This window comes from Marinobacter sp. THAF197a, assembly GCF_009363275.1.
Classification (GTDB): domain Bacteria; phylum Pseudomonadota; class Gammaproteobacteria; order Pseudomonadales; family Oleiphilaceae; genus Marinobacter.
On the sequence record NZ_CP045324.1, the window covers coordinates 1518176 to 1544545 of the forward strand.

The following is a 26370-nucleotide window of genomic DNA, read 5'->3' on the forward strand; positions in this document are numbered from 1 at the left end:
ACCATGCGCCTATATCAAACAAGCCACACCAGAGACCGCCAGAACCGCACCATTGAAGCATTAAAACAGGTATTCACCATTGCTGCCGGCTCTGGTGATGGCATTGATGTATATCACGACAAAACACACGTTTACATATACAGTGAAAACAGCGGTTTAGGTTACGTTGGCTTAGAAGTATTTGAACGGGAAACAGGGGAACAATGTTTTGATATTTTCCTGCAGCATGATGACGGCAGCGAGGATATTGACTGGCTGTTAAATACAAGCCGTGTTCCCTCAAAAATCCGTTTTCTGTGCCAATGGTGGCAATAATGCGGATTTTAATTGTAGTCGTTTGTTTATCGCTCGGTTTAACCCTTCAGGATCAAATACCAGATACAGAAAGCGGCTTTTATAGCTCGGTAATACTCTGGCTTTTTATCGCGTTGCTGCTATCGCTGACCAAATAGAAACCCCTTTCTAAGTATTCCCCTTTTGCCGGCTATCATGCCGGCTTTTTTATGCCCGTCTTTTATGGCCATTGGCTGGCCTGGTTCACTGATCCCATACATTTAATGGCGTTGCTGTTGCAGTCTTGCCCTGTTGCCCTGTTGCCCTGTAGCCCTGTAGCCCTGTAGCCCTGTAGCCCTGTTGCCGTCGGTGGTCTGTTGCCCTGTTGCCCTGTTGCCCTGTTGCCCTGTTGCCCTGTTGTCGTCGGTGGTCTGGTGGTCTGATCAGCCGTCGCAACCTGGTTAAGTGGTTGATTATAAAGGCGCGGGTCCTTCCCCTGGAAAAACGAGTACCGCGGGGGTCGCTGAGCGCGGTTTTCGCCTATCTTCAAATTTTCTTAGGCTCCACAATCAGATGAGCCTGCATAAGTCTCATGTATGGTAAACGCTGGCTGTATAAACGGTGTGAATAACCGTTGGGGCTCAAGGGCTGGCGGGAAGATCGAAACCTGAAGTCAACTCGATTTAACAACCGTTGTGAGTCAACTACAGGTTGATCATTTTGAAAGGGCATTTTCATCAATCGTCCAGGTGAGTAGAACCACCGGTGATGTCATGCGCCAACAGGCCACACGCAATCAGGATTATCACGACAGCAGGGATGAACGACATCACTTGGCACCATTCACCCGGGCCAAACCTTCTTCCCGGAATTGGGCGAAATAGGCGTTGTAGACATCACGGTGGATGGCTCGAATCCGGCCGACACGAAACGTCTCCACCGGGAAGGCTCCGTTGTTGATCGCGTTCAAAGCTGATTTCTGAGTTCGGTACCCGAAATGGTCAAATACCTCGTTCACTGGTACCCACGGTTTCTGTCTGTCAGTCATTTCCAGTGCCCCATCTTCATCATGTGAAGGTTCATTTCAGAAAAATCGGTATACCCGTAACCTCGGGCTAACTGGTCCCGGGCTTCAGCACCGGTGATGTGTTCTTTGCGTTTGACCTTCTTCGCGGTCTCGTTGAAACGCTTTCTGCTTACCTGCGGGCAAATCATCAACTTCTCCTGTTATCAAAACAACCAATAGTTGTATTTAATTCCAAAACATAGCACTCCCGAGCACCGGGAGCAACTATGAAACATCACATTCCATGATTAGAGAATGTCGGATTCCTTCAATTGGGTCCAGATGCGCCCCTCGGTGTGGTAACCCTGGCGTTCTTTCTTGACGGTGACGTGGATCACGTCTGTCTTAGCCTCACCGTATTGGGCAACACCTTCCTCATCCATTACCAGGACATCACTGACTCCCGGCTCGATGTTGATCACGCACAGGTTCAGTCGCTTCTTCGCGTTCTCACGGACGGTGGCAATGTAAGTGCTTTTGGTCTTCTGGAATCCCACGGTGACGGAAACACCGATCTGCTTTCCACCGCGGATAGCGTAGAAGTCGACGCCTTCCTCACCGTCCTCCGCAAAGGCACAAGTGTATCCGGCTCCCATGAAGATACCGAACAGCATGTAAGCGGCGGCATCGGCCTTCTGGCTGTACTGTTTCCGTTCTTTGTCGGAAATGTCCGCACTCTTACCAAGTGCCAACCATGATTCGTCGACGTTCAGGATTTTGGCCAGTTGGGTCATCAGCTTCGGGCGAGGGCGACTTTGTCCCTCGAAATAACGGCGGACGGCTTCCTGGCTGATACCGAGCCTATCGGATAGCCACGTTTGCTGGCCTTTACCGAGTGCCGGCACGTCTGGTGAACGATCACAAGCCTGCTTCAGTCTTTGTGCGAAATCACGATGGTCGGCCATAGGCGGCTCTCCTAGCTATTCAACTAACGTCTTCGTTCATCGGCACCTTGCAAGGTGTATTTGTCAGGCGTCCGGCTGCAACGACTTGTTATGATCAAATTCCCTTAACAGCGAATTATACGACCACGTTCGTATAACTCAGGAAATTCAACCCTATAGTTGAATAATCAACCAATAACCAACTATTGTCAATTATTGGTTGATAACTAAATGTCAAATTAAGTATATCTACGCAACCATCTTCACTGCTTCTAACAATTCACGTTGTGTTGCTTCCTTTTGGCTAACAACCCGAAGCACTCGTTCATCAACGGTGTGACGGGCGACAATATGGTGAATAACAACTGTTTTTTGAGTTTGCCCCTGCCGATACAACCGGCCGATCAGTTGTAAGTAGAGTTCCAGTGACCAGTTCAACCCGAACCAAACAATGACATTTGAACCCTTCTGCAGATTCAGACCGTGGCCGGAACTGGCAGGGTGGGTGAGCAGGATCGGAATTTCACCATTGTTCCACCGGAGTTGGGTGTCCGGGTCATCGTCCATCACGATTGCCTGGGGAAATGCCTTCTGCAGTCGGGCAAGGTCAGACTTGAAGTTGTAGGCCACCAGGATTGGGTACCCGGCGTGTGACTCCACGATTTCCTTCAATGCCTCGATCTTCTCATCGTGCAACAATTCCCAATCCCGGGCCTCGTTGGTATAAATGGCACCGTTGGCAAACTGAAGGAGCTTCCCGGTGAGAGTGGCGGCGTTGTCCGCTTCCACCTCCAAGTCCAGTTCCTCCATTTCCAGGATCATTTCCCGTTCAAAGTTCTGATAATGAATGAGCTTGTCCCGGGGAAGGTCTACTTCGACCTTGTTGATGATCTTCTCCGGCATGTCCAGGTAATCCTCGGCGGACATGTGCATGGTGATGTCAGACACCAGAGTGTGGATTTCCTCGTCGGCAAAGTCCCGTGGAACAATCAGGTGTTTCTCCCGGTCTTCCATGAACCAGCGTTTCTTGAACGCTTTTTCCGAGGCACCTAGGCGTTCGCCTTTATCAAGCAGGTAAAACTGAGCCCAGAGGTCGATCAATCCCTGTGGGGCAGGGGTGGCCGATAGTTCCACCACCCGGGTGATTGCCCGAAGAACGGCCTTCAGTGCCTTCCACCGGTTGCTGGACTGTGACTTGAATGAACTCGATTCGTCGATGATCACCATGTCCCATGGCCACTGTCTCCCGACCATCCTCACCAACCACTGCACGTTATCCCGGCTGATGATGTGAATGTCGGCCCGTTGCAGGATTGCCGCAGTTCGCTGTTTGGCGGTGCCTGCAATCACCGAGAACCGCAGGTGCATCAGGTGATCCCAGTTTCGCAGTTCCAGTGGCCAGGTCGTCAGGGCAACCCGCTTTGGGGCAATGATCAGGACCCGGCCCACCGTGAAGTCGTCGAGCATGTCGCTGGCGGCGGTAGCGGTGCTGACCGTTTTCCCCAAGCCCATGTCGAGCCAAAGGGCACAACCATTTGCCACGTTGCCGGCAACATCACAGATGAAGTCCACCGAGCGGTTCTGGTACGGGTGCATCATGTCTCTGGTTAACAGCATGCTCACCTCGCCCAGATTCCGTCAGAAGTGGCTTGGGCGGCTGACGGCAGGCTCCATGCAAACCGGCTGAACAGCAGGCCATCCTCATACACCTGGTAACTCGGCTTGGACACCGTAGGCTCCCCGTGCATCAATTCCACTTCATCCATGTCCTCGTAATCCGTGGCTTCCGAGTGCCGGGTGATTTCCTTGGTCTCCGGGTCGAAGTGCGTTTCAAAAATTGTCATATCAACTCCTGGTTGTTATCGCAGACGTGGATTTCCTGAACACCGGCTTCTGTCAGTGCCTTCTCGCAGTCATCACAGACATAGGTGTGTCCCTCGATCACAGCGCGAACGGGTATCCGCCCACGAAGGTTCATCACGGCGACCTGTTCTGCATGACCGACCTGATCACAGATTTCGCGACAGAGGTGGTACCCTTCGCCTGACGGGAAACCTGCCCGGGGGCAGGTCTGTTGTGGGTTTCTGCACCAGTTCTCACCGGTTACGACTTCTCCGGATTCAGTTTCAATCCGGCAGATAACTCTCTGCTTCACACAGGTCATGGTTGATTTACCACCTTTGGTTGTATTGAAGGGCAAGCGTGTCCTTCACCGCTTCGATGAAGACGGTGGCCGCTTCCGCGTTGATGGCATTTCCATAGGCGCGCAATCGTCCCACTCGGGCGGGAGCCCCATGAGCCAGCGGGAATGTGCCGGGTTCAACTGGCCTCCACTTCCCATCCCGGCAGAAAAGCCAGTCAGCAGTTCCCCAGAAGCCGTTAGTCGGGCCGGGTTCGGGTTCTCTTTCAGGTGAAGAATATCCTCTGTTATGTAGCCCGATGTCCGTCCTGTCGCTACTCGACTGGGTCGTATCTTCTTCCTGTCCACCACGTCCATTGTGTTCGGTGTTGGCCGACCCGTTAAATCCGCTACCCGAGGGTCGGAAGGCGGAGCCAAAGCATCCACTACCTCCGTGGTTAGGGATTTCTGAGTCCCTTTCGTGTCCCCTCGACGACGCTGGTATCCAAGCCGAGCTTCGTGTGCAACCGGCGTGGCCCACCCAGTACGCTCGGTCCCGGATATTCGGGGCACCGATGCCCGCAGACGGAAACGGGACACACCCGAAGGCGTAGTCCAGGGCTTCCAGGTCAGCTTGTATAAGGTCGAACCACGGTTCTGCAGTCTTGCTTGCAACCTGTTCTCCAAGCACCGTTGTAGGTCTGCACTCGTCAATGAGCCAGTACCAGTGAGGCCATAGGTGCCGCTCATCAGCAAACCCAGACTTTTTACCTGACGTGGAGAAGGGCTGGCAGGGGCAGGAGCCGGTCCAGATTGGTCTGTCATCGGGCCACCCGGCCCTTCGCAGGGCAAGTGACCAGACACCGATTCCGGCGAAGAAGTGACATTGGGTGAATTCTCGAAGGTCATCTGGTGACACATCCTCTATGCTTCGTTCATCAACAACGCCCGGGGCAATCTCACCCATGGCAATCAGGTTCCGGAGCCATTCAGCGGCGTAGGGGTCAATCTCGTTATAGTAAGCAACCATTAGTTGTATCCTCGGTCACAGTTCGGCCGCGTATGCAGCCATTTGATCGACGATCTTTTTGCCTTGGTCGATGTCGTCCACCACGAACACGTTGAACCCCATTTCCCGTCGTTCCTGATGGTCGCGTTCCTGCTTCTCGGTGGCCTTCTTTCCAGGTGCCTTGAATTCGATGAAGAACACGACACCAACGTAAGGACCGGTGACACTGAACAACCGATCTGGCACCGCTCGTCGCCCGGGTGAGGTGAACTTCTCAGCTTTCATCTTGTAGCGGTCCCGGGCGTACTTGCAGACTGCGTTCTCGATGTCTTTTTCCAGGAGCTTTCGCTTTTCGACTTTCCCGTCTTTCTTCTCACCGTCAAGGTCGAGCATTGGGTCATCAATCATATCAATTCAACCTTTAGTTGTTTTTGCGGACATAGTAATCCCTGATCCACTGGACACGTTCAGGAACCAGATCAGCGTACTCAGGGTTCAACTCACATATCACCGCGTTCCGACCGAGGGTGACGGCTACACCTGCTGTTGTCCCGCTTCCACCGAACGGGTCAAGTACGGTTCCGCCTTCCGGGCATCCGGCCAATATGCACGGCTCGATCAGGTCGGCGGGGAAGGTGGCGAAATGGGCACCTTTGTATGACCTGACGGGCACAGACCAAACACTTCGTCGGTTTCTCTTCCCAGCCTCACCCCAAGTCCTACCGTCAAACTGATGTTTCCATCGTTCGTCAGGCACACCTTTGTATTTTTCATTGTCCGGGGAGTGGTATGACTTCTGTGCGTCTTTCTTTACAGCATCTTCTTTTGACGCCTTGTGGTCGTAGTAATACTTGGGTGATTTACTGAGCAAGAAAACGTACTCATGGGCCTTGGTGCAGCGGTCGCGCACGGACTCCGGCATCGGGTTCGGTTTGTGCCAGATGATGTCTTGGCGCAGATACCAACCATCGGCTTGCAGCGCAAAAGCTACGCGCCAGGGAATGCCGATTAACTCTTTCGGTTTCAGACCATCCGGTGTGTCTACTCGGCTGCTCATACTTCGGCCAGATTTGCTATCTTTGCTATCTGGAGCCCTCCATGTCCTTCCGCCGCTTGTGTAGCTATCACCGAGGTTGAGCCAAACGGTCCCGTCGTCACGAAGCACACGCCGAACCTCGCGGAATACGCGCACCAGTGCCTCCACGAACTCGTCAGGAGTGGGTTCAGCGCCAAGCTGGCCTTCCACACCGTAGTCGCGCAGGCCGAAGTAGGGCGGCGAGGTCACGCAACAGTTCACAGACTGATTAGGCAGTTCCTTCATTTTTTCCAGGCAATCACCAATCTTGACTTCGTACTTCGGCGGTTCAAGTCCAAGCGAGAGGTAGAACTGATCATCGACCATGTTTCACCTCCCGGACACTGGCGCACTCCACACAAAGGTCATACCCGTGCTGACGGCGACCCATGGGGATGTCGTTACCGCACTCCTGACAATCCTCCGGCCCGAGCTTTCCGACCTCCGGGATTTGACTGCGAATGCTGTTGATTTGGTTGTCTCTCAGCCAGAGCGTTGTCTGTTCATCACGCTCCAACATGCGTTCACTGGTACCGCTCATTGCGCGGAATCCTCCATGTCCTGGATCAACCGTTCGAGGTAGAACCGGGACTTCTTCAGGTCTTCAACACCGCCTTTCTCCATACACCGGGTTAGGTATTCCCAGGACCGGCTCCAATAGTCGGACTGACGGTGGTTCATAAAACCAGTGGTTGTAATCTTGTTTAACAGCACGTCCCGCACGTCGATCACCTCGACACCGGGGAGTAATTGGTAGTGCTTCGGGTTGTTTACTGCGTCGTCCGCTTCGGACGCTGGAATTATTTGATCGTTCATGCTTCTTCCCTCTCAGCAAAATTCACCAGTTTTTCGGCCTCGGCAACGTACCAGTCGTAGTTGATCAGGTCCGGGTCGATACCGGTGAAGTGGTTACAGACGTGGACTTTCCAGCCCTTGTTAATTGCCATCCGACGCCATTTTTCAGGGTCTTTCGGCAACGGCGGCATCACCTTGAAAAGCTCGGGGCCTTCATTGGCGATGTAGTAACGACTGATGTTCTGGTAGGTCTCGGTGAGCCCGAGGCCCCAGTCACCTTCCAGGTAGGACGACCGTGGTACTTTTGTCCGGAGCAGGAAATCCCAGTCGTTGTCGTGGCATTCGATGAAGTCGCGGATGTCGGTACCATCAACGATGTAGGCACAGGCGGCTTTCTGGACCACCAGGGAACTGTGGTTCTGGTGCCATCCCAATTCGGCACCGGGTTCGTCCGGGCGAATGAAGGCGTAGGCTCCCTTGCGCTTCACCTTGTCGGATTCAGCGTACTTGGCCACATAGTTGTTCACGTCCCGGATGTGCATGAAGTCGTAGGTGGCGTCTTCCAGATCGAGGCCGGTCACGGCTTCCCATTCGGACTTCACCTCAATCAACCGGTCAACCTGGTCCCGGGGTAACTTCACGGTGAGACCGTCAGTGTTCACCTGAATCAGGGACAACCCTTCGATCTTTCGCAGTTGCTCATAGAGCATGCACAGTGACAACTGGCCGTTAACCGTGATGGCCATGGTGTACTGAGGATCGTAGAACGGGGAGTGCTTGTTGTTGGAGTCACCGTAGACACCGTTGAGCGCCAGCTTCAACATGGCGTTCTCAGGGGTGCCCTTCTTGTACTTCAACCGTTGTGCCTTGATGTCCGCGTAAATGTCGCAGAACCGTTCCCCCAGATGCTCCGGATACACTCGGTTCACGATGGCCAGGGAAGGGTAGTAACTGGTCACGTCCAGGTCTATGATCACGTAGTCATCGTCTGATTCGATTCGCTTGTTGTGAACGGAGGCGTGGATGCCACCGGTGCCGAACACGAATTCCAGACCGTCCAGTATCACGGAGAGCCGGCGTAGGTCTTGTTTCACCTTGGGTTCAGTCGGCCATTCTTCACCTGTCGTCAGGGCTTCCTCGCAATTCGCCAGCCAGGTTTGCACCTTCTCCAATTCACCCACCGGGGAGTAGCCGATGAACGGCAACATGCTTTCCAGCGGCAATTTGCTGAATACACCCTTGGTTTCAGTGATAACCTGCTGGCGAAGCCACTGTTCAACCGCCTGGAACGGCTCTGTCTCGAAATGCACGTATTCAAAGATCACGTCATCCAGGGCAATCTGTTTCCGGATGGTCTGCCGGGGTTTCTTCTTACCACCTTCCCTGGTGAAACATGCCTGTTTCCCAAGGTACCGCTCCAACTGCATGATGAAGTAGTCCTTTCCGATTTTCGTGTCATTGTGGTTCAGGAAATTCCGGTCGTACTTGGCCGACAGGGATTCACGGAACCGGATCATCGGCAGTGTGTGACCATGGAACAGTTTGGTGGCGTCACCGTCGTGCTCGTTGTAGCCCACCAGGTGTTCGATCTGATCAAACGTCAGTACGGTCTCCGGGGAGAACGGCAGGTCCCGGATGTCCTTCATCCGCATGTTGAATTCCAGCATCTTCAGGCTGGTGGACTTGGCGACGTTGTCGAAATGGTGAATCTTGAACAGGTCGATCTGGGGAACGATCTGATCCCGGGGCCAGATCACATGGGCAAACCGTTTGAAGTGCGGAGCCTCGATAATCTGCTTCGACTTCTCGAACAGTTTGCGGTTCAGGGTCTCGACATCCCGGACATTGGCCAGTTCGGTCAGCAGGTAGTGAATCACCGGGTAGTCATACCCTTCATTGTTGTACCCGACCATCCGGCAACCCCGGGTCCTGATGCGCTCAATGAACGCCTTGAACGGACCCAGGTCATTCGTTCTCCGGCTGATTTCAAACGTCTTCGACCGACCTGTTCTGAGACTACCCACCCAACACGTCCAGACATTGGGGTATGTCTCAATGTCATAACAGTAATCGTTGGTTGTAATCTCAGACATGGTTAACCCCGGCCCCGTTCTTCAGTGCTCCCGAAACCACCATCACCACGTTCTGTGTCACTCAGGACATTCTCGATCTGGAACATCGGCTTGTAGAAGGGCACGAACATGATCTGGGCGATGTATTCTCCGGGGTCGATTCTCGCAACATTGTTCCCGAAGTTCTCCAAAGCGACGAACAGTTCACCACGGTAATCCGGATCGAGTAGACCTGGCGTGTTCGCCGGCCGGAGAAACCGCTTAGTGGATAGGCCAGAGCGAGGTAGGACCTGCATAGCGATCTGATCGGGTACCGCAAAAGCCCAACCGGTCGGAACCTTAACCACCTGACCTGGGTGAATCACAATCGACTTGTCACCCACATAGGCAACGTCCGTCGCAGCGGCCTGACTGGAACCGCGACGAAGTGGATGGGCGTCCGGGTGCAAACGGCGAATGCTGATGTTCTTGTGTCCTGTCATCATTGCTGACGTTCCTTATAGGAGAGAATGTTGTACTTCTGCAGTTCGGCATAGATCGCCTGCAGATAGCGGGCTTGCTGGCGGGCATCGTCGACAGCGTCGTGCTTTACACCATGGAACTCCGGTGGCCGGGTGATGTGCCCGTGCTCACCCTTGAAGGTACGGAAGCACCGGTTGTTCCAGAACTTCCACGGGGCCTGCATGCCGAATGATTCATACAGACTGGTCATGATGGTGTTGTCGAAGTCGGACCCGTTACCCCAGATCAGGTAGTTCGTGTCTCCCTGAGTGAGGAAAGCCGTGAGTTTGTTCAGGGCGTCTTCCATGGATGTCACGTTGGCCTGTTTGAAGATTCGCTTGGCGTCCGGCTCCTGACCTTTCCACCATGCGACCGTCTCTTTATCGACCGTCCGACCCATCATAATTTGCTCGTCCCGAAACTCTTTCTTGCCGAATTTCAGGTTGAGCTCCTTCATCTTCACCTTCGGTTCCCGGCGATTGAAAAGCACGACACCGATGGAAATGACGACCGCGGAAGGCCGGGTGTCCAGCGTCTCGATGTCTACCATTGCGTCGGTGTACGTGTGTTTCATCAGATGTCCACCCGCTCCATGCGCTTGAAACGATTGTGGGTTTTACCCTGGACGTGACGACGCCCCGGGCCTTTCTTCGTGTACTGAGGTTGTCGACCACCCCGATGACCTTTCTCCCGCAGTGCGTAGGGGTAGACAGCACGACCGGAGGTATTCAGACCATCGCTGCCGAAGGCACCGAGCATTGCCATGATTCGAGTAATTGGGTTCATCATTTCTATCCTTCTGGTCAAAACAAGCGGCCCCGAAAGGCCGCGTTGTCGATTCAATCAAAAGTTGTATCAGAGGTCGTCGAGATCACCCAGGGCGTCATCTTCGTCCAGACCCAGGTCTTCGTCGTCAAGATCATCCAGGTCATCGTCGAGCTCGTCGGCCAGTTCACCGTCGTCCAGGTCGTCGAAGTCATCGGCATCAACACCACCTGAACCGAATTCTTCACCGTCCTCATGGAAGCGGACACCCTGCAGAGAGCAACGGATGGCCTCACCGAACTGATTGTCCTGCACCCAGAAGTTGATGATCGCATCTACGTAACAGCCGGCGTACAGGCGTTGTTCCGCTTCGTCCGGGGTCAGCGGCGTCTTGTCGCGGTCGAACAGGGAAGGGCGCTTCTTGTTGTTCGCCACCACCGCGTACATGTTCTCGTAGCCGTCATACGGCTTTTTGGTCTGGGAGTTGGTGAAGATTTCACCCTTACCAAAGCACTCGATGGGTTTCATCTTCGGCGGCTTGGTACCCCAGGCTTCCTTGATCAGGCGTTCAATTTCACCTTTACACTGCTTCAACAGGGCCTTGTGCGTCGGGTCTTTCGGGTCCAGCAGGAAGTTGGCGCTGAACTTCGGTTCTGCGTTGTCGTAGCCCTTGGGAACATCAGCCTTGTGCAGGCTCGGGAACGACAGGCGCACACGCTTGAGTTGGATTTTGATGCCGGAAATGGATTTGCTTTGCTTTGCCACGTCATGTCTCCTTAATCGAGATCGTCGAATTCATCTGCCATTGCTTGATCTACTGACGGCCGTGGATCGTCCACCGGTGCCAGTGAGGGTTTACCGTCGGCCTGGGTGAACAGCTTTTTGAAGGCGTCATCCAGGTTCTTCCGACCAATAATCTTCTCGGCTTGCGCCGGACTGTGCAGGGTCTTCTTGTATCGCTGATCGTCGTCCAGACCCTTTCCTTCCAGGTACTTGTCGGCGGCTTTCTCATCCTTCCACTGACGGGTACCCTTTTTACCTTCGACCAGTTTGAGCCCGGGGTATGCTTCACCCTGAACTGCCCGGTCTTCCATGAATTTGCGGACGTTGGTCGCCCATGCACTGATGAACGACAACATTGGGTGCAGGCTGGCCAGTTCCTCGTTGGACATGGAATCCGGATTCTTGAAGGCATCGAAGGCATCCGCTTCCGGGTCCTCGACGATCCACGAATAGATACTTTCCTTCAGTGTCCGGCACCGGGCTCTGCGGTCGCAAAACCAGCAGTGTTCGCCGGCGACGTACTTCCGGCGTTCCGGGTCCAGTGACTCACCGTGCTTCTGGAAAGCCTCAACGCGGAACCGTTCCAATTCACCTTTCTCAAACACCCAGTTGTCGATGTTCTCAATCCGGGGTTGAACCACATGGAGCATGAGGTCTTTGATCGCGGTGCGGGCCTTGCGGTCCAGCAGGTGGTCGAAGGCACCAATCCCGTACAGCTTCATCTGGGAGTTATTGGTTACTTCGACACGCTTGCCTTTACCGTACTTCAGGTCGAACACATGCAGCCGTTTCATGTCTGCCGGCAGGATGACCACGTCAGCGGTACCCTTTTCACCGGGGAGGACCTTATCCAGCGGCATCTTCTGTTCAACCCAGACCTGAGCACCGGGGGTGACAAAATCCATGATGTACTCATAGGCTTTGTCGACTTCCTCGGCCATTTCCGGGTCAACCTCGGCTGTCTCTCCCAGGTCATCCACGAAGATTTCTTCGTACATGAAGTCCCGGGGAGACATCCGGAGATCGAGACACATCGCCAGGAGCGCATGGGCAACCGTTCCTTCCCGGGCATACTCACTGCTGTCATCGTCAGTGGCGATCAGTCCCGTCTTCTTGTCCCGCTCGATAGCTGCAGGACTGGCGGTGCAGACGGACCATTGATCGTACCCGGAGGGGCTACGGTTGGTGTGTCCCATGGTCGACTCCTTAGTTGCCGGCTTTCTTCAGAACCTTGCCGGCCAGGTCGTACAATTTCGGCAGGTCTTCTTTCTTCACCTCGTCGAAATTGCGGGCACCAACCTTCTTGAACAGTTTGAGGGCGTCTTCGCGGCCGACTTCACGCATCACACGCACCATGCGCTTTTTGACTTCGGTAGGGTCAAGTTCACCCTCGTCTTCGTCGTCATCCAGACCCAGGTCCATGTCACCGTCATCATCTTCAGAACCGGATTCTTCCTGTTCGCCTTCTTCCTCGGCTTCTTCTTCCAGGTCGTCGAAATCTTCAGCACCGTTGGATTCAACCTTCTTACCGGTTTCAACATCGAAGCCGTACTTCTCGGCCAGTTCTTCCCACTTGGTCTTGCTGACACGGGCGTAGTTGTCGCCCTGCGGGAGTTCTTCACCTTTCTCGATGATCTGGCCGGTCTTCGTGGTCTTGTCGAACACGTAGGTTTTGCGGCCGGCGACATCAGCATCAGATTTTTGGTTGTCAGAACTGCCTTTGGTTGTATCTTTAGAGGCAGGAGCTTTTTCTTCGGCGGGGTCAGCCTTGGAATCAGTTGTGGTTTGCGATGCAGCTACAGCAACCAGTGGGTTTGCAGAGTTCGCCAGCACGGCGGCAAGGGCGTTGGGGAGTTCGTTGATCGCCTTGGTCAGGTCCTCTAACCGTTGTTCAATACTCATGTTTTCTGTTCCTCGCTGGTTAAGTTTCATTGTATCGGTTAACAACCGATGGTTGTAATTTATGTTAATGGTTGTATGATTGTCAACACCTGATCACAACCAATTGAAAGAGGAAGAAAGTCGTGGACGAAAACACCGTAGAAGAAAATGTAGTGAGACGCGCCTTCACACTGGCTGTCGAGCGTTATGACTCCATGGCCATTGTGTGCGGCATCCTCGATGTCAGTAACTCCTACGTTTACATCGCCATGAATAAGGGTGAACTGAGCCTGCCTTGCAGTCTGAAGATGGAAGTCATGCTGGACGGTGAGATCACCTGGCGGGAGCTTTGCCCGAAAGTTGCGAAGGAAGTTGATGCTGTAAAAGATCGCGTGACCCAATACAAATAAGGTGTGTTCATGTCCGACCTTATCGAACCCCGGCTGGACCGGGTACCGGACGAACTCACCTCTGTGGATCAGTGGGTCGTCTGGAAAGCAGTAGAAATAACGAAGCGCGATGGCACGAAGAAGATCACCAAGGTGCCATACGACCCGAAGAACGGTAGCAAAGCCAGCACTCAACGTCGGAGCAACTGGGGTTCTTTCGACCAGGCATGTGAAGCCTTGTTGATGGACGGGTACAACGGCATCGGGTTTGTCTTCACCGCAGATGACCCTTTCGTGGGTATCGACCTGGATAACTGCTTTGATACCGAAGGCAACCTCCGGGCGGATGCTGAAGCTGCGGTAAATACCGTTCAGTCATTCACTGAGAAATCACCTTCCGGTAACGGCCTGCATATTATCTGTAAAGGTCGCCTGCCCGGTGCCGGCCACTGTGACAACAAGACCGGTCGGGAAATGTACCAGGAAGGCCGGTTCTTCACGATCACGGCGGAAACCGTTGGGCAGCACACAGCCGTCAACGAGAATCAGGACGCTGTCCGTTTCCTCTACGATGAATGGTTTGGTGCCACCAGCTATCAGGATTACACCGGTGTCGAGTTGGACTGGGACGGTGAACAACCGATCATCCCTTTGGATGACATGCCGATTTCCGACTACGTGAAGAACCTGGTGGCCAACGGCGAGGGCATGGAGGACTTCACCGACAACACCGGTTCCCCAGACCGATCACTGGCCCTGTTCATGGTGTGTCGTGAAATGATCACGGCCCGTGTGAACAAGGAATCCGTGCTGACCTGTCTCTCAGATGCCAGTAACTTCCTCGCCAGTGCTGCACTGGATCGTCGGGGAGGGGATGAGCAGTCGGCCCGGGCCTGGCTGTGGAAGTACACCCTGGCGAAGGTGGTCGCCAAATGGGAAGAAGAACAACAGTTGTTCGACGACCTTGAGGACGAGGACACCGATGGTGGTGAGAGCCCCGCGCCGAAGCCAGAGCGTGAACCAGGGACGAAGGAGAGCAAGGAATCAAAGGCAGACCGGGAGAAGCAGATTCAGAAACTCCCGTTCGAGAAGGGCAACCATGAGAAGAATGCCCTGTTGTTCCTGAAGCATGTCAGTCCGCTGGCTCGAGCCATGAAGCAGTATTTCCGGTTCAATGGTCAATATTGGCAACTGTATGGTGACGACCAGGTGGAGCGGGACATTCAGAAGGCCCTGCGCGGCCGGGATTTCCCCATGGCCACCATCAACAACACCATCACGACGGTTCGCCGGTTCAGCACTCAGGATGACTTCAAGCAGAACCCGACAATCATCACCTTCAAGAACGGCTGCATTGATCTGGAAGGTTGGGACATGGGGTTGGTGGACACCACCTTACTCCCGCACAACCGGAAATACCGTTCGACCTCCATGCTGGATTTTGAGTTCGACCCGGATGCCAAGTGCCCGGTGTTCGACAACTTCCTGAATGAGATATTCGAGGGTGACCAGGAGCGGGTGAGATTGCTGTTGATGTTCCTCGGGTACCTTCTGGTGTTCGATTACCGGTACCAGAAAATCCTGATGATGGTGGGTAAGTCCCGGTCCGGTAAGGGCACCATAGCCAACAACATCATCCCGGCGCTGGTCGGTCGTGAGTCGTTCGCAGCCACCACCCTGTCAAACCTGGCGGGTGATCACGGGCTGGCGGCACTGATGTATGCCAAAGTGGCAGTGATCGGGGATGCCCACCACGGGGTTCGTGATCGAATTGGCCGCGCCAAGGAAGTGCTGCTGAACATTTCCGGTGGTGACTATGTCTCGGTGAACCCGAAGAACAAGGACGAGGTCACCATGCGCCTTCCGTCCCGTCTGGTAATGAGTGCCAACGAGCAGCCGCGTTTCGCGGATGGAATGGATGCCCTGGCCAACCGGTACCTGATCCTGCCGTTCAACAAGTCGTTTGCTGGTAAGGAAGACCCGAGACTGGCCCAGAAGCTCCTGGAAGAAATGTCCGGCATCTTCAACCGGGCGCTGGAAGGGTTAATGGACCTCGGCAGCACCGGGTATTTCATTGAACCGAAGGCCAGCCAGCCGAAGCGGGAAGAATCCATGATGATTCAGAACCCGGAAGCCTTCTTCAACCGGAAGTTCCTGATACACACCGGGGATGAGGACGACCGTGTTGCCATCCGTGAGGTCTACGACGCCTATACTCAGTTCTGCCATGAGATCGACCGCAAGCCATCCGACAAGAAGTGGTTTAGTCGCCGCCTGGGTGAGCAAGTGGATGACCTGAAGGTGGGTCGGTTGCTGAAAGGGGAGGGGCGTCATAAAGCCTATATTGGCATCAAAGTGGATTATGAAGCCCTGCATGATTTCACGGACGATGAAGATTTATGACCGCCTGAATCCACACCAAAATGATGTCCTTTGACCGCCTTCGGGCGGTTTTCTTTTGCCTGAAAATCTGTCCTTTCACCTGTCACCAGTCATGTCCCTTGTAAGGGACACACAACTTTAATTCAACCAATGGTTACATCGTAAATCTTTAGTTCAACCATTGGTTATACTGAAGTTGAATCTGTCCCTTACTTACGAGGACACGTCCACCATAGAATTTTGAAATCGGGACACCGTAAGTTACTGATTTACTAATAAATAATACTCTATTGTCCCTTTGTCCCTTTAGATAACATATTAATAATATAATAATAATATAAAAGAGAGGGGCTGCGGCGGAATTCCCACGGTGTTGCTCTGGCTGAGTTACGGGTAAGTAGGTGCATAGCTAGGGACATGGAGACAGAGGGACAAGGCAACTTTAGTTCAACCATTGGTTAACAATCTGTGGTTGCGCTTGCCAGCACTGTGTCTGAACTTGCCGAAACAACCAAAAGTTGACTATGCACGGTTAGTGTGTATTCTTTGAGTCCTGGGTCGGCCCGCTCCGGGTGAAATTCAATCCTTGCTGACGGTTTCCGGGCGGGTGCAGACCTCAATTTCAACTCGGAAGTACCTCAACGACATGGGAACCAAGGCATCTGAATTCGCTGAACTGGTCAAAGGGGCCAGCGTTAACCAGTTGGCTCAACTGTTCGACCTCGACCGTCGGACGGTGGCGAACCGACTACGTGACGTGCAACCCTGCGGCAAGCGAAATTCGTTCCCGATCTACAAGATTTCCGAGGTAGCCGAGCTCCTGGTGGTTGGGTACATGACCGGTGACCAGGTCTCGGAAACCCAGAAGCGGCAACGGGCCGACAAGGAAAAAGACTACTGGGACGCCAAGCTCAAGGAGCAAAAATACCTTGAGAACATGGGCGACCTCTGGCGCACCGAGCGGATCGTCGAAGTGTTCTCGGTGGTGTTCAAGCAGATTCGAGAGTCGGTCACCGTGTTCCTGGATGCCCTTGAGCACGAATCCGGACTGCCTCCCAAGCAGATCGAGAAGGCCAAGTTCTTCGGGGATGCACTACTGGTGGAAATGCGTGACCACCTGATGTCGTTGGACCTGGACCCGGAAGGGGAGCATGTGCCACCGGAGGCACGGGGTGAACCTGATGACACCGAGCTCGAAGAACTGGGGTTGCTCTGATGGCCAGTTTCAAGAACGAATCCTCGATCAAGAAATACCGGTGCCTGCAGGAGATCATCAACGATCTGTCCGAGGTTCTGCTGCCGCCTGAGCGAATCAGCATTGCGGATGCCGCGGCCAAGTATCGCCGGGTATACAACCCACCGGCCTACGTCGGTCCCTGGTCGAACGAGACCGTCCCGTACCTGCGGGAGCCGATGGACTTGCTGGAATCCCGGGAACACTCCGCGGTGTGCGTGGTGGCTCCGGCCCAATCGGCAAAAGCGTTGGCACTAGACACTCCGATCCCAACCCCTGACGGGTGGACGACCATGGGTGAATTGTCACCCGGCGTGGTGATACTGGGTGAGAATAACCAACCTGTCGTTGTCACTTTGGCCACCGATGTGATGGTTAACCACAAGTGTTACAGGGTCGAGGTTGCGGGTGAACATTCCGTGGTGGCTGATGCTGGTCACCTGTGGACGGTTCACACACCGGACGGTTTTAGAACGATCACGACTGAGCAGTTGAAAACTGGTTGTCACTACGTACCAGCCGTTTTCAAAAACAATCGAATGGTTTTTCCGGAACGGGTTGTGACCAAGGTTGAACCTGTCGAAAGCGTACCCGTTCGGTGTATCCAGGTGGATAACCCAAGTCACTTGTTTCTCGCCGGTACAGGTTTGATTCCTACCCACAACACCGAGGTGATCCTGAACTGGATTGCCTACAACGTCCGCTGTGACCCATCCGACCTGATGGTGGTGGAGAAGGCTCGGACAGAAGCCCAGGCGTTCTCGAAGATGAAAGTTGACCGGTTACTTCGGCATTCCCCGGAGATCGGCCAACACCTGATCAGCCGGCGAACAGCGGACAACACGTTCGACAAGCAGTTTAAGTCCGGTACCTACCTGATGATCAACTGGCCAACGGAGAATGCGTTGTCCGGTAAATCCCTCCGGCGTGTGGCCCTGACCGACTACGACCGGATGCCCCAGGACATCGGTGGTGAGGGTTCACCGTTCGATCTGGCCCGTCGCCGGACGAACTCCTACAAGCGTCTGGGTATGACCTACGTGGAGAGTTCGCCGTCGTTCGACGTGATCAACCCCCGGTGGCGTGCTGAGACTCCCCATGAAGCCCCGCCGACCGAAGGGGTACTGGGTATTTACAACCGGGGCGACCGTCGCCGGCGCTACTGGCAGTGCCCACATTGCCGGAACTGGTTTGAGCCTCACTTCAACACCCTGCAGTGGCCACAGAGCGCCGACCCAATGGAATGCGCTGAACAGGCGTTCATGGCCTGCCCGCATTGCTTCCAGTCCAACGGTGCCGTGATCACCCAGGACATGCGTGAAGAAATCGACAACGCCGGCGTCTGGCTTCGCGATGGTGAGAAGATCGACCAGGATGGGAAGCGTTCGGGCACCGGGCGGCGATCTGACATTGCAAGTTTCTGGGTGATGGGGCCGAACACCGCGTTCGGGCAGTGGAAGACCCTGGTGCTGAACTACCTGCTGGCCATGCAGGAATACGAATCCACGGGTAACGACCGGCCGCTGAAAACCACGATCAACACGGATCAGGGGTTGCCGTACACGCCACCGCACATCGCTGAATCCCGGGCTCCGGAAGACATCATGGCCCGGGCAGTGGACATCGGTGATCGCGTGGTACCAACGAAGGTTCGGTTCCTGATGGCCGGCATTGACGTTCAGAAAAACCGATTTGTGGTTCAGGTTCATGGGGTTGTGCCGGCAACCAACGGTTTTGATCTGGTAGTGATCGACCGGTTCGACATCCGGAAGTCCGAGCGGTACGACCAGGACGGTGAGCGATTCTGGGTGAATCCCGGTGCATACCCCGAGGACTGGGACCGCATCACCGAAAAAGTCCTTGACAAAACATACCCTACGGATGAACCTGAGCCTCGACAGATGAGCATCCGTGCGGTATTCTGTGACTCGGGTGGTCGTGCCGGCGTTACAACCAACGCTTATGATTACTACCGAAAGCTGAAAACCGAAGGGTACGGCGGACGGTTCTGGTTGGTCAAAGGCGACGGCATGAAGACCGCACCGAGGGTTCGGAAGACGTTTCCGGACTCCGGCCGGAAGGACCGGAAAGCCGGTGCCCGGGGTGAGATTCCCGTCCTGATGCTGAACACTGACTTGCTGAAGGATTGGTTGGACAAGGCCCTGGATCGAACGGAACCTGGTGGCGGTTACATCGAGTTCCCGGATCACCTGGACCTGAGTTTCTACAAGGAGCTCTGTGCAGAGATCAAGAACCCGCAGAACGGAAAATGGGAAAACCCGAAGAAGCTGCGGAACGAATCGACCGACTTGATCAATTACTGCTACGCTGGATGTATTTTCTTCCGGGTTGAGAAGTTGAATTGGGATGACCCGCCAAGTTGGGCGGACGAGTGGGACAGAAACCCACTGGTGACATCCGCAGGAGAGGACAACCCGGTGAAGCCAGTTCAGCAAGCCGGGAACGACGTGGACAAGCTCAGACAGCTTGCCAGTCAACTTGGGTAGAGATACAACCAAAAGTTGTTTTGGGAATTTGCGATGACGACCGTTGCTGACAGATTGGCAGAAGCAGAGAGCGAGTATCACGCCTTGATCACGGGCAATAAGCCCCGCGTCGTGGTGGATCAGAACGGTGAACGGGTCGAGTTCACTGCTGCTAACGCCGGTCGTCTTCGCCAGTACATCGAGAGCCTTCGGGCTCAACTGAGCAGCACAACCCGCGGACCAATGCGAGTGTATTTCTAATGGCAGACCAGTTGGACCTGTTGCAGGACAAAATGCCGTCGAAGCAGATGGCATCCAGCTTTGAGGGGGCCAGTCACGTAAACCGCGAACTGGCGATGTGGCATCCACCCCTCCGGTCTGCCGACGCTGAAATCATCCCGGGTAAAGACGAGATCGACGCCCGGGCTCTGGACCTTCAGCGTAACGACGGGTACATCCACGGTGCTGTTCAGGGTCAGAAAGATTCCATCGTCGGTGCCTTCTACCGACTGAACTCCAAGCCGAACTACAAGTATCTGGGGTTGGACGAGGTCTGGGCTGAAGAATTCCAGGAAGCCGTGGAAGCCCAATTCAGTCTCGCCGCTGAATCACCGGATTGCTATTTCGATGCAGCCGGCCAACTCACCTTCTCGGAAATGATCCGCCTGAGCATTGGTGTTTCCATGCTGGCGGGCGAAGACCTGAGCACGGTGGAGTGGATTCGTGAAGGTCGTCGGCCATTCAAAACGGCCATTCAGATGATCGACCCGGTTCGGTTGAGTAACCCCTACGGTGAGGAATGGAGTACCACCTGGCGTAAAGGCGTTCGGAAGGACAGCCGGGGTCGCCCTGTTGAGTATTCGATTCGCTACACCATGCCGGGTGACAACTGGGACTTTGAAAACGAGTTCCGCTGGAAGATGGTTGCCGCCCGGAAGCCGTGGGGCAGGAAGCAGGTTCTTCACTATTTCGAGCCGTACCGCGTTGGTCAAACCCGTGGTGTGAGTGATCTGGTGTCGATTCTGAAGCAGAGCAAGATGGTCGGGAAGTATCAGGACATTGTCCTGCAGAACGCCGTCCTGAACGCCACCTATGCAGCGGCGATTGAATCAGACCTGCCACCGAGTGAAGCGTTTGAAGCTCTCGGTGGTGGCGAGGACCAGATTCAGAAGTGGGCACAGAATTATCTGGAATCCATTGCCGCGTACACCGGCAACAGTAGGAACCTGCATATTGACGGGATCAAGATTCCACACCTGTACCCGGGCACCAAGCTCAAGCTGCAAAACGCGGGACAACCTGGTGGCCTCGGTACCGGATTTGAGGAATCCCTGCTTCGGCATCTGGCGGCTGGTCTCGGTATGAGTTACGAGGAATTCAGCCACGACTTCACGAAGACGAACTACTCGTCTGCCCGGGCGGCAATGGGTGAGACACATAAGCGTCTTCAGGGTCGCAAGAAGGCCGTTGCCGATAAGAAGGCCACGGATATTTTCCGCCTGTGGTTCGAGGAACAACTGAATTCCGGTGCCTTCAACGATGTCCTGCCTCGCAACGCCCCGAACTTCTACGAGCGGTTGAACGCAGACGCCTTCTGTGCCTGTTCGTGGATCGGTGCTCCGAGAGGGCAGATTGACGAATTGAAGGAGACCCAGGCGGCGATTTCCCGAATTGAGGCTGGACTGAGCACTTATGAGAAGGAAACGGCCAGATTCGGTGAGGACTTCCGGGAAGTATTCCGTCAACGCCAGCGTGAACAAAACCTGGCGGACGAACTGGGTCTGACCCTGAACACGAAAGGTAGCTCCGGCACCATGGATGCTGGCGGGAACGCTGCCAATGAAAGCCCGAAGCGGGGTGGAGAGGATGACAGCGATGAGTAAGCAGATCGACCTGAGAAGCCGGCTTCTGAACACGCCGTTGATGATGAGCCAGGAGCATGCTGAATCGTTTGCCGCCCTGGCCCCGGAATCGTTCCTGATCGACGCAGAGCCGGCAAACGCCGATGAAATGATGTTCGATTGGGCTTTCGGCAGCGCCCGGTCGAAACCGTACAAGATGATCGGTTCTCTGGCGGTAATCCCGGTCACCGGGACTCTGCTGCATCGGTTCAACTGGTCATATGGGTTTGCCACTGGCTACGACTACATTCGAGCCGTGTTCGACATGGCTCTGGTGGACGAAGACGTGGAAGGGATCGTTTTCGATGTCCACTCAGGCGGTGGCCAGGTAGACGGTGCCTTTGAACTGGCCGACCACATTTTCGAGAACCGTGGCGTGAAACCGAGCATTTCGGTGGTGAACTCCCATGCCTATAGCGCCGCCTACTTGATTGGCAGTGCAGCCGGGAAGATGACCGTGCCGAAGACAGGTGGTGCTGGTTCCATTGGTGTTGTGACCATGCATGCGGACATGTCGAAGATGCTGGACAACATCGGCATCAAGATCACGTTCATCCATGCTGGCAAGCACAAAGTGGATGGCAACCCTTACCAAGCACTCCCGGAAGGGGTGCGGAATCGAATTCAGGCGAAGATTGATGAGTCCTACGGCATGTTCGTTGAAGCCGTTGCTCGACATCGGGGCCTGGATACTGAGGCGGTACGGAAAACCGAGGCACAGACACTCAGTGCCCAGGAAGCCGTAGACCTCAAACTGGTGGATGCTGTCGCTTCTCCTATGGAAGCCATGACAGCGTTCGTAGCCGAACTGAACGGTGAGTCAAAGGAGACCGTTATGGCAGATCAAAATAAGGCCACCCAGAAAGCCGGTCAGCAGGCCGCGGACGCGGGTGGCGAAAACCAGACTTTCACCCAGGCCGACCTCGATGCAGCGAAAGCTCAGGGTGTAACCGAAGGACGCCAGATGGAGCGTGACCGTTATGCAGCGGTGATTGGCTCCGAGCATTACGCCGGCCGTGAAGGTCTGGCAAGCAAGATGCTGGCGAAAGAGGCTTTGAGTGCTGATGAAATCAACGAAATGTTGGCAGATGCACCAAAGGTTGATAAGACCGCGCAAACCGATGGTGGTAGCAACGCCTTCGAGAACGCCATGAACAACTCCGACAACCCCAACCTGGGTGAGGAAACTCAGCAGGAGCAGGGTGCGGAGTCGGAAGGTGGCTCTCTCTGGGATAACTACGCCCGAGTTGCCGGCGTAAACCAGTCCTGATCGCCGCTGGCGGTCACTGAATCCTCTGGGAAGGAGAAACGACATGAGCATTCTTGCTGGAACTGAAACCAGTTCGCACACGCCGCGTGAACTGTTCGCCGGTGATGCACCGATCATCACCAACGCCCGGATGTTTGCAACCGGCCTGGAACTGCCTATCAACTCGGTTGTTGCGCTGAACACCAGCAACGAACTGGTTGAGTGGGCACCTGGCGCTGCAGACAGCACAGCCGTTGCTGTGGGCATTACCTGTGAAGCCGTGAACACCACCGGTGGTGCAGCGATGAATCCGATTTATGAGGGTGGTTTCTTCAACACCGACGCTCTGAATTGGCCCGCTGGCGCAACTGCCGTACAGAAGGCGAACGCCTTTAACGGCACTGATATTCACCATCGGTCACTCGGTTACTCCGGTTAACCGATAACCCTTTGAAGCTCTGACAGGAGAAAGGCCATGAGCTACACGCCTTATAGCACTCACGAAATGCTCAAGGTTATTCGGAACGCACCGAAACCGAGTAATTTCTGGTTGAACCTGCTGTTCCGACAGCAAGTGAACTTCACCACCCAGTACATCGACTTCGACAAGATCGACAAAGGTCGTCGACTGGCACCGTTTGTTGCCCCGACGGTTCAAGGTAAGCCGATGAAGTCCGAAGGGTATGACACCCGTCGCTTCGCACCGGCCTACGTGAAACCGAAGCATGTGGTTGATCCGGAGCGCATCATCACCCGTCGAGCAGGTGAGCCGTACACCGGCAATCTGTCTCCTGCTGGTCGCCGTGACGCCATCGTTGGTGACATCATGGTGGAACAGCGCGATATGATCATGCGTCGTTGGGAATTGATGGCTGCGGAAGCTGCGATCAACGGTGCCGTTACTGTTGAGGGTGAAGACTACCCAACCCAGTACATCGAATTCGGTCGCGACCCCAATAACACGGTGACCCTGAGTGGTACCGATCTGTGGTCAGATACCGCCAATTCCGATCCGTTCAAGGACCTGGAAGACTGGTCTCTGGACATGGCTCGTTCCAGCGGCTACCCGGTAACTGACTGGGTGATGGGTACCAACGCCTACCGTGCGCTGATCAACCATCCCAAGGCTGAGAAGCAACTGGATACCAACGTCAAGAACTCGTCCCAGATTATGCTGGACCTGGGTATCAATCAGGCCGACGAGAACGGTGCGATCATCCAGTTCAAGGGTACTGTGGGTTCCGGCATTCGGGTCTGGGTGTACTCTGACATTTACGAAGATGATCAGGGTAACCAGGTTGAGATCATGGACCAGAATGCGGTCGTTGGTCTGAACCCGGCCGGGGTTGAAGGTGTGCGTTGCTTCGGTGCCATCATGGACGCCCGTGCCGGCTACCAGGCGCTCGACATCTTCCCAAAAACCTGGATGAACGAAGACCCCTCCGTGGAGTACGCGATGTCACAGTCCGCTCCGTTGATGGTACCGCGTCGTCCGAATGCCACGTTCAAGGCAACTGTGGTATAAGGAAGTCTGAATCCCCGGGGTACTTTTGTGCCCCGGGATACAACTAACAGTTGTAATTAAGGGTGATCCCGATGAAACTAGAAGCATTGAACCGAGTACAAGGTGTGAAGGTTCTGGCCGGAAAAGGTAAGGGTGGTAAGACCGCCTATGCAGGTGACGTGTTTGAGGCCAAAACCGACGCTGAAGCTGAACGTCTGATCGAGAACGGTGCAGCCCGTGAGTATGTCGTTGAGGACAAACTGGCTGGTTCAGAAGAACCGACTGCGAAAAAGTCTGGTGGCCGTAAGCCGGCAGCGAAGAAGTCTGATGTTCAGAAAGCCGATGATGGCTCTGACACTGCCGATGACAGTGACCTTGGCCTGGGTGGCTAAGTGAACTGGGCTCGTACCAAGCAAAAAGCCCGGGATGCCGTCCACGGGACATTCTCTGTCCCGGGCTTTTACACCGACTCTCAACAGACCGACCTGGAAATCAAGGTGCGTCTGCATAGGAAGTCGGCATATCTGGGTGATAACTACGATGAGTTTTCACCGGGTTATTTCTCAGAGATCAACCGGGTCATTGTTGATCTGCGAGAAGTGACCCCTGAACGTGGGGCAACGATCCGGATTCCGGATTTTGAGAACGTAGAAGTGAGCGTTGAGAACTACAACCGCCAGGGTGAGCACTACGCTCTGTGCGAGGTGAGGGCATGACGGTCGGATTGAGACTCGGCATCAAGGGTGACGACACCTTCGTTCGATACCTGCGGGAGTACCCCAAGGTGGCGAGGAAGGCTGGCAAGCTGGCGATCAACGATACGATACGCCGCGGTCGCCGGATGTTGAAGCAGGAGATTCTTCAACAGGTTAACCTGCCTCCGAGCTACCTGAACCAGACGCGATTGACCGAAAACTACGCCAATGAGACCAACCTGACCGGTTCCATTGTTGGCCGGCGTCGCCCGACCTCACTGGCACGTTTCGGTGCCGAACAGCTTTACCAGCCGAATAAAACGCGACCGGGCCGGAAGAAAGCCGGTGTGAGTTTGAAGGTGAAAGGTCGCCGCAAGGTGATCCCCCGGGCCTTCCTGATCGACCTGAAATCCGGCAGCAAGGATGGTGGGAACGTCGGTTTGGCCATGCGATTGCCGAAAGGTCAGAAACCGGAGCGTCGGTTCCGGGCGAAACCGCTCTATAAGAGTCGGGATACAAACGTGTGGCTACTGTATGGCCCTTCCGTGAACCAGGTGATGAGTTCCGAGAAGAAAGGCCCGAGTCTTGTGAGCAAGATGCAACAACCACTCACCAATTACATGAATCGAGAGTTCAGGCGACAATTCGGGAGGCTCTACGGTGGCTGACAGTAAGCGGCTTCAGATTCTCAAGGCACTGACTACACACCTTGAGACATTGGTCAATTATGACGTGAACGGGAAGGTGTGGCGTGGTCGGACACGGCCGGCAGATGAAAGCGATCAACCGTTCATCTGCATGTTTGAAATGCCACCGGAGTATGAAGATCAGGCGGATAACCTGGTGAGCTCAATGCCATGGTACATCGGTCTACAGGGTTATATTCGACCGGACAAGACACATCCGACCGACCCTGCCCACAACTTCATGGCAGAAGTGAAGCAGAAGCTCGGGGAATTGGCGAACGACGGTGGTGCCGACCGTCCCGGGGAGAACTTCATGCTCGGTGGTCTCGTTGAGGACATCGAGGTTGATGGGGGTATGTGCTTTGAGGCTGATGAAACAACCAATTGTTGTTATTTCGCTTTGAAGTTGACCCTGACCATAGCGGAAAATCTAGGAGACCCGTATGCGTAAGCAAGAAGAACAGACCCAGGAAGTGAAGTCTGGGGAAGTGGTCACTTCGCTCAAGGAATACACCCTGAAGGAAAAGATCACCTACAAAGGTGAATCCAAGGGTCCTGGGGCAAAAGTGAAGCTGAATGCCCGACAGGCCGAGCGGCTGAAAGAGTCGGGGCACATTTAAC

The 26370-nt window shown here is 54.6% G+C and carries 33 protein-coding genes; 15 read left to right on the top strand and 18 right to left on the bottom strand.

Annotation, left to right across the window (positions count from 1 at the left end):
* Window positions 1-3: 3 nt before the first annotated feature.
* Entirely contained in the window at window positions 4-315 is a 312-nt protein-coding gene (locus FIV08_RS07010) for a hypothetical protein (protein WP_152437804.1), read from the top strand.
* A 787-nt stretch (window positions 316-1102) separates the two neighbouring features.
* Here FIV08_RS07010 and FIV08_RS07015 read toward each other — a convergent pair.
* The 18 genes from FIV08_RS07015 to FIV08_RS07095 all read right to left on the bottom strand — a co-directional run bounded on the left by FIV08_RS07015 (window position 1103) and on the right by FIV08_RS07095 (window position 13244).
* Window positions 1103-1321 (bottom strand): hypothetical protein, encoded by a 219-nt coding sequence (locus FIV08_RS07015; protein ID WP_152437805.1) that lies wholly within the window; start codon window positions 1319-1321, stop codon window positions 1103-1105.
* Window positions 1318-1488: a hypothetical protein gene (locus tag FIV08_RS19700; protein ID WP_172972252.1), complete on the bottom strand. Its 171-nt coding sequence runs from the start codon at window positions 1486-1488 to the stop codon at window positions 1318-1320. Before FIV08_RS19700 ends, FIV08_RS07015 begins: the two co-directional genes overlap by 4 nt.
* 99 nt (window positions 1489-1587) lie before the next feature.
* Window positions 1588-2244: a helix-turn-helix domain-containing protein gene (locus tag FIV08_RS07020; protein WP_152437806.1), complete on the bottom strand. Its 657-nt coding sequence runs from the start codon at window positions 2242-2244 to the stop codon at window positions 1588-1590.
* 228 nt (window positions 2245-2472) lie between these two features.
* Complete coding sequence (locus tag FIV08_RS07025) at window positions 2473-3840, bottom strand: DEAD/DEAH box helicase (protein ID WP_152437807.1); 1368 nt, start codon at window positions 3838-3840, stop codon at window positions 2473-2475.
* Window positions 3841-3842: 2 nt separating this feature from the next.
* Window positions 3843-4067: a hypothetical protein gene (locus tag FIV08_RS07030; protein ID WP_152437808.1), complete on the bottom strand. Its 225-nt coding sequence runs from the start codon at window positions 4065-4067 to the stop codon at window positions 3843-3845.
* Window positions 4064-4387, bottom strand: coding sequence for a hypothetical protein (locus tag FIV08_RS07035; RefSeq protein WP_152437809.1), 324 nt, complete (start codon window positions 4385-4387; stop codon window positions 4064-4066). The genes FIV08_RS07030 and FIV08_RS07035 overlap by 4 nt, the downstream gene beginning before the upstream one ends.
* Window positions 4388-4394: 7 nt before the next feature.
* The gene (locus tag FIV08_RS07040; protein WP_152437810.1) at window positions 4395-5372 is read right to left on the bottom strand and encodes a DNA cytosine methyltransferase; all 978 of its coding nucleotides are present in this window, start codon (window positions 5370-5372) and stop codon (window positions 4395-4397) included.
* 15 nt (window positions 5373-5387) lie between these two features.
* The gene (locus tag FIV08_RS07045; RefSeq protein WP_152437811.1) at window positions 5388-5759 is read right to left on the bottom strand and encodes a VRR-NUC domain-containing protein; all 372 of its coding nucleotides are present in this window, start codon (window positions 5757-5759) and stop codon (window positions 5388-5390) included.
* A gap of 13 nt (window positions 5760-5772) precedes the next feature.
* Window positions 5773-6672, bottom strand: a complete 900-nt coding sequence (locus tag FIV08_RS07050; RefSeq protein ID WP_416376919.1) for a DNA-methyltransferase — start codon at window positions 6670-6672, stop codon at window positions 5773-5775.
* A 70-nt stretch (window positions 6673-6742) separates the two neighbouring features.
* A complete protein-coding gene (locus FIV08_RS07055; protein WP_152437813.1) occupies window positions 6743-6967 on the bottom strand; it encodes a hypothetical protein in 225 nt (74 codons plus the stop codon).
* Window positions 6964-7242, bottom strand: a complete 279-nt coding sequence (locus FIV08_RS07060; protein ID WP_152437814.1) for a DUF3310 domain-containing protein — start codon at window positions 7240-7242, stop codon at window positions 6964-6966. The genes FIV08_RS07055 and FIV08_RS07060 overlap by 4 nt, the downstream gene beginning before the upstream one ends.
* The gene (locus FIV08_RS07065; RefSeq protein WP_152437815.1) at window positions 7239-9314 is read right to left on the bottom strand and encodes a hypothetical protein; all 2076 of its coding nucleotides are present in this window, start codon (window positions 9312-9314) and stop codon (window positions 7239-7241) included. The genes FIV08_RS07060 and FIV08_RS07065 overlap by 4 nt, the downstream gene beginning before the upstream one ends.
* Before the next feature lie 2 nt (window positions 9315-9316).
* Window positions 9317-9778, bottom strand: coding sequence for a dUTP diphosphatase (dut, locus tag FIV08_RS07070; RefSeq protein ID WP_152437816.1), 462 nt, complete (start codon window positions 9776-9778; stop codon window positions 9317-9319).
* Complete coding sequence (locus tag FIV08_RS07075; protein WP_152437817.1) at window positions 9775-10368, bottom strand: 3'-5' exonuclease; 594 nt, start codon at window positions 10366-10368, stop codon at window positions 9775-9777. The genes dut and FIV08_RS07075 overlap by 4 nt, the downstream gene beginning before the upstream one ends.
* Window positions 10368-10583 (bottom strand): hypothetical protein, encoded by a 216-nt coding sequence (locus FIV08_RS07080; protein WP_152437818.1) that lies wholly within the window; start codon window positions 10581-10583, stop codon window positions 10368-10370. The genes FIV08_RS07075 and FIV08_RS07080 overlap by 1 nt, the downstream gene beginning before the upstream one ends.
* A gap of 66 nt (window positions 10584-10649) precedes the next feature.
* Entirely contained in the window at window positions 10650-11324 is a 675-nt protein-coding gene (locus FIV08_RS07085; protein ID WP_172972253.1) for an ssDNA-binding protein, read from the bottom strand.
* Window positions 11325-11335: 11 nt separating this feature from the next.
* The gene (locus tag FIV08_RS07090; protein ID WP_152437820.1) at window positions 11336-12538 is read right to left on the bottom strand and encodes a DUF2800 domain-containing protein; all 1203 of its coding nucleotides are present in this window, start codon (window positions 12536-12538) and stop codon (window positions 11336-11338) included.
* A gap of 10 nt (window positions 12539-12548) precedes the next feature.
* Window positions 12549-13244: a hypothetical protein gene (locus tag FIV08_RS07095; RefSeq protein ID WP_152437821.1), complete on the bottom strand. Its 696-nt coding sequence runs from the start codon at window positions 13242-13244 to the stop codon at window positions 12549-12551.
* Window positions 13245-13366: 122 nt separating this feature from the next.
* Here FIV08_RS07095 and FIV08_RS07100 point away from each other — a divergent pair, with 122 nt between their 5' ends.
* From FIV08_RS07100 to FIV08_RS19705, 14 genes are all read left to right on the top strand, one after another.
* Complete coding sequence (locus tag FIV08_RS07100; protein WP_152437822.1) at window positions 13367-13633, top strand: hypothetical protein; 267 nt, start codon at window positions 13367-13369, stop codon at window positions 13631-13633.
* Between the two features lie 9 nt (window positions 13634-13642).
* Complete coding sequence (locus FIV08_RS07105; RefSeq protein ID WP_152437823.1) at window positions 13643-16015, top strand: phage/plasmid primase, P4 family; 2373 nt, start codon at window positions 13643-13645, stop codon at window positions 16013-16015.
* A 625-nt stretch (window positions 16016-16640) separates the two neighbouring features.
* The gene (locus tag FIV08_RS07110) at window positions 16641-17210 is read left to right on the top strand and encodes a DUF1441 family protein (RefSeq protein WP_152437824.1); all 570 of its coding nucleotides are present in this window, start codon (window positions 16641-16643) and stop codon (window positions 17208-17210) included.
* Window positions 17210-19735 (top strand): terminase gpA endonuclease subunit, encoded by a 2526-nt coding sequence (locus tag FIV08_RS07115; RefSeq protein ID WP_152437825.1) that lies wholly within the window; start codon window positions 17210-17212, stop codon window positions 19733-19735. Before FIV08_RS07110 ends, FIV08_RS07115 begins: the two co-directional genes overlap by 1 nt.
* Window positions 19736-19768: 33 nt before the next feature.
* Window positions 19769-19975 (top strand): gpW family head-tail joining protein, encoded by a 207-nt coding sequence (gene gpW / locus FIV08_RS07120; protein WP_152437826.1) that lies wholly within the window; start codon window positions 19769-19771, stop codon window positions 19973-19975.
* Window positions 19975-21597 carry a phage portal protein gene (locus tag FIV08_RS07125; RefSeq protein ID WP_152437827.1) on the top strand — a complete coding sequence of 541 codons (1623 nt, stop codon included), beginning with the start codon at window positions 19975-19977 and terminating at the stop codon, window positions 21595-21597. The genes gpW and FIV08_RS07125 overlap by 1 nt, the downstream gene beginning before the upstream one ends.
* The gene (locus FIV08_RS07130; protein WP_172972254.1) at window positions 21590-22885 is read left to right on the top strand and encodes a S49 family peptidase; all 1296 of its coding nucleotides are present in this window, start codon (window positions 21590-21592) and stop codon (window positions 22883-22885) included. The genes FIV08_RS07125 and FIV08_RS07130 overlap by 8 nt, the downstream gene beginning before the upstream one ends.
* 43 nt (window positions 22886-22928) lie before the next feature.
* The gene (locus tag FIV08_RS07135) at window positions 22929-23303 is read left to right on the top strand and encodes a head decoration protein (protein ID WP_152437829.1); all 375 of its coding nucleotides are present in this window, start codon (window positions 22929-22931) and stop codon (window positions 23301-23303) included.
* 36 nt (window positions 23304-23339) lie between these two features.
* Entirely contained in the window at window positions 23340-24389 is a 1050-nt protein-coding gene (locus tag FIV08_RS07140) for a major capsid protein (protein ID WP_152437830.1), read from the top strand.
* A gap of 71 nt (window positions 24390-24460) precedes the next feature.
* Window positions 24461-24760, top strand: coding sequence for a hypothetical protein (locus tag FIV08_RS07145; RefSeq protein WP_152437831.1), 300 nt, complete (start codon window positions 24461-24463; stop codon window positions 24758-24760).
* On the top strand, window positions 24761-25084 hold the full coding sequence (locus tag FIV08_RS07150) for a hypothetical protein (RefSeq protein ID WP_152437832.1): 324 nt from the start codon (window positions 24761-24763) through the stop codon (window positions 25082-25084).
* Window positions 25081-25731 (top strand): hypothetical protein, encoded by a 651-nt coding sequence (locus tag FIV08_RS07155; RefSeq protein ID WP_152437833.1) that lies wholly within the window; start codon window positions 25081-25083, stop codon window positions 25729-25731. Before FIV08_RS07150 ends, FIV08_RS07155 begins: the two co-directional genes overlap by 4 nt.
* Entirely contained in the window at window positions 25724-26200 is a 477-nt protein-coding gene (locus tag FIV08_RS07160) for a hypothetical protein (protein WP_152437834.1), read from the top strand. The genes FIV08_RS07155 and FIV08_RS07160 overlap by 8 nt, the downstream gene beginning before the upstream one ends.
* Entirely contained in the window at window positions 26193-26369 is a 177-nt protein-coding gene (locus tag FIV08_RS19705) for a hypothetical protein (protein ID WP_172972255.1), read from the top strand. Before FIV08_RS07160 ends, FIV08_RS19705 begins: the two co-directional genes overlap by 8 nt.
* The last annotated feature ends 1 nt before the right edge of the window (window position 26370 follow it).